This window comes from Marinobacter sp., assembly GCF_041686475.1.
GTDB lineage: Bacteria > Pseudomonadota > Gammaproteobacteria > Pseudomonadales > Oleiphilaceae > Marinobacter.
Genome location: NZ_JAWLDU010000131.1, coordinates 1 through 2,697, shown reverse-complemented (window position 1 = coordinate 2,697; position 2,697 = coordinate 1). Strand labels below are relative to the sequence as shown.

Annotated in this window: 4 protein-coding genes and 1 pseudogene; all 5 read right to left on the bottom strand. The window is 60.1% G+C overall.

All coding sequences use genetic code 11. The annotated features are described in order from the left end of the window. A partial coding sequence (locus ACESMB_RS15130; protein WP_372972009.1) for a VWA domain-containing protein occupies positions 1-1,263 on the bottom strand: 1,263 nt, incomplete at its 3' end. Continuing rightward, entirely contained in the window at positions 1,263-1,607 is a 345-nt protein-coding gene (locus ACESMB_RS15125; RefSeq protein WP_372927735.1) for a hypothetical protein, read from the bottom strand. The genes ACESMB_RS15125 and ACESMB_RS15130, both read right to left, overlap by 1 nt. Continuing rightward, entirely contained in the window at positions 1,607-2,053 is a 447-nt protein-coding gene (locus ACESMB_RS15120; protein WP_372972008.1) for a YcgN family cysteine cluster protein, read from the bottom strand. The genes ACESMB_RS15125 and ACESMB_RS15120 overlap by 1 nt, the downstream gene beginning before the upstream one ends. Further along, positions 2,050-2,343: a YcgL domain-containing protein gene (locus ACESMB_RS15115; RefSeq protein WP_372972007.1), complete on the bottom strand. Its 294-nt coding sequence runs from the start codon at positions 2,341-2,343 to the stop codon at positions 2,050-2,052. The genes ACESMB_RS15120 and ACESMB_RS15115 overlap by 4 nt, the downstream gene beginning before the upstream one ends. Beyond that, positions 2,340-2,697 (bottom strand): annotated as a pseudogene (locus tag ACESMB_RS15110) (ribonuclease D); the annotation flags it as partial. The gene ACESMB_RS15115 and the pseudogene ACESMB_RS15110, both read right to left, overlap by 4 nt.

Genomic DNA, 2,697 nt, shown 5'->3' with positions numbered 1-2,697 from the left:
GAAACGGGTGGCGGCCGTGAACCGGCGCGAGAAGGTCTGCCCGTCTGCCACAACAGCAAGCTCGTATTCGCCCTCATCCGGCAGATTTGCAATATCGTCGGTGTAGACTCCGTCTGCAGGCGGTTCCTCGCCGGAGAGGGACTTGGTACCACTGCGGCCATCGGCCGACGTCAGGGTAAGCTGAACGTCAATCACCCCGAGGAAATCGGCATTATCGATTTTCTGGTCCTCTTCGAAAAAGGCCACACGAAGGGCAATCGGTTCATCAGCGGTGAACGTTGGCGGCACCGGGCTGACAACCATCCGCAAGTCGCTGACAACAGTCACCCGGCTACCCTCGCCCAGCTCGCCCTCGATCGTCCACTGGCCCGCGGCCGGGTCCGTGACGGTAATCAGGTCATACTCGGTTTCCTGCACCCAGCGCATGCCTTCGGGAGCTGACCCGGCACTCGCCTGCGCTCCGTCCGGGCTGACCAGAGCAAGTTCGCGGTCCGCCGCAGGTTCCTCATCAGCGCGGAAAATCAGTGCAGTGAACTCCTTCACCCCTTCGTCCACTGTAAAGCCGTCGCCTTCAATCGGGATCTGCTGCTGGGGAACCGCCGTGTTCAGCGCTTTCAGGAACGCCCGGGTCAATGCCTCCGCCGAAGGTGCCAGTGAGTGGCTTCCGCCGGTTTCTGTCGACAGGGTTTCAAGCAACTCCAGGTCCGCTTCTTCAGAAAGCGCCACCGTGTGGATAGTGGCACCACGGTTTCTCAGTTGATCCAGCAGGGGGCCAAGGATTCGCGCCCGCTCCTTTGCATTTTCATCGGCGTTGCCATCATCGGCAACGTCCACCTTGCCATCGGTCAGCAGGATAAAGTCGGTGTTGTCCAGCTCATCACTGCCCGACAGGTAACGGTCGCTGGCAACGCTGAGGGCTTCGCCCAGGTTGGTGCGCAGGGCAACGGAGTTGATCTGCCCGGAGCGCTCCACCGCCTGCTCCCGCCAGGCATCGGTAACCTCGCCATGGGGAACCAGCATGTTGACGTACTGGCCGAACGTCCAGACCCCGGCACTGGCGCCTTCCGGCAGCATTCGGGCCAGCAGCCGGACTGCCGGCTGACGAAGGTTGTCTGGGTCGTTGGTTTTCATGGAACCGGAAATATCCACGATGATGCGGATATCGGCATCGTCCGGCAGTTCCAGGGCGGGTGGCTGCTGGGCATACGCCGCGAAAGGCAGACTGAATACAACAACAAACAGGCAGTTCAGAAGTCTTCGCATCAGCGCTTAACCAGCCGGTATCTCACCAGGTCAAGGATCCACACCAGCAGCATAACCGCAGAGGCAATGCCGAAGTTCAGGAAAGCACGGCCGGCCTCACTGGCATCGCCAAGAATGGTTTCATAGCCACCGTGTAACCAGGCCGGCATCCACCAGTTTGACACCTCGGCGGACTCCACCGGGGTCAGCAAAAGGACGATCAGCGCAGCCTGCAGCAGCGTGCGGATTGCGTAGACCGGAATAATGCGAAACAGCCGCGCCATCATGTAGAAAAACACCACAAAGGCGACCGCGTACAGGGCCCAGAATATTCCGTAAGCGAGGTTGGTTTCTGCGTCTATCATCAAAGGATCCAGTGAATTATGTGTTCTTCCCAGTCTTGCTCGGCAACGTCGGCTTCCGACATCACCCGGTGGCGAACCGACACACCCGCCTGGTGCACCGTTTGCGGATCACCCGAGCGCAACGGGTGCCAGTCCGCCAGCGGGCGGCCTTCGGCCAGTGTACGGTACGCGCAGGTAAATGGCAGCCAGTGGTAATCCCCCAGCGACTCCGGGGTCAGTACCGTACAGGCTGGTACCTTCTGCAGGCGCTCGCTGTAGACCGTGCACTGGCAGGTGTCCTGGTCCATGTACCGGCACGCCAGTTCGGTGTAGTAAACCTCGCCGGTGTCTTCGTCCTCCAGTTTGGCCAGGCAGCACTTGCCGCAACCGTCACAGAGCGATTCCCATTCCGCAGGCGTCATCTCGTCCAGGCGCTTGCGTTGCCAGAATGGAATCTGTGCAATCATTCCCGGCTCTGCTCCGGCCTGCGGCGGAAGTCCACCACGTAACCGCTGCTCTCTTCCGGCATCTGCAGAAAGAAATCCTTGTCGGCAATGGCATCCAGTACCTGCCTGCCGGAAGTGCGCGCCAGCTTGCGTTCCGGTGTCATGATCAGGTCCATGGCGTGAACCGGGCTGCCAAAAATCTCCCGCAGGCTGTCAGGCAGGTCGTCCCAGATCTGGCCACGACGAACATAGATATAGGTGTCCACTTTCTTGCTGCTGCGAAACACCGATACAAAGGTTTTTGCCGTCATGATGTCAGTAATTCCTCAATGTGTTCCCGTACCGGCGCCAGGGTTTCCTGGCGCCAGCCTTCGTCAAACAGCCCGGCAGACAGGTCGCGCTGGTGCACAACGGCCTCAAGCCGCTTGCGCGGGGCCAGCAACTCCACGGGAATATCCCGGGCTTCAGCCGCCTGGACCATCTGGCGCTTGATCTGTTTGTAAAACATCTGCAGCTCCCGGCTCAGCGGCGGGGCAATGGTTTCGATGCCGGAGTTGTCTGCAGATGCAGCATCGGCAACGATCTCGATAATTTTATCACCATAACGACGGACCACCGCAGAGGGAACGCCCTGAACCGAGGACAACTCGCGCACTGATTTGGGC

What these genes read in the sequence shown, in the direction of transcription:
- ACESMB_RS15125 (WP_372927735.1), bottom strand. Translation starts at nt 1,607, where the DNA reads ATGATAGACGCAGAAACCAACCTCGCTTACGGAATATTCTGGGCCCTG.
- ACESMB_RS15120 (WP_372972008.1), bottom strand. Translation starts at nt 2,053, where the DNA reads ATGATTGCACAGATTCCATTCTGGCAACGCAAGCGCCTGGACGAGATG.
- ACESMB_RS15115 (WP_372972007.1), bottom strand. Translation starts at nt 2,343, where the DNA reads ATGACGGCAAAAACCTTTGTATCGGTGTTTCGCAGCAGCAAGAAAGTG.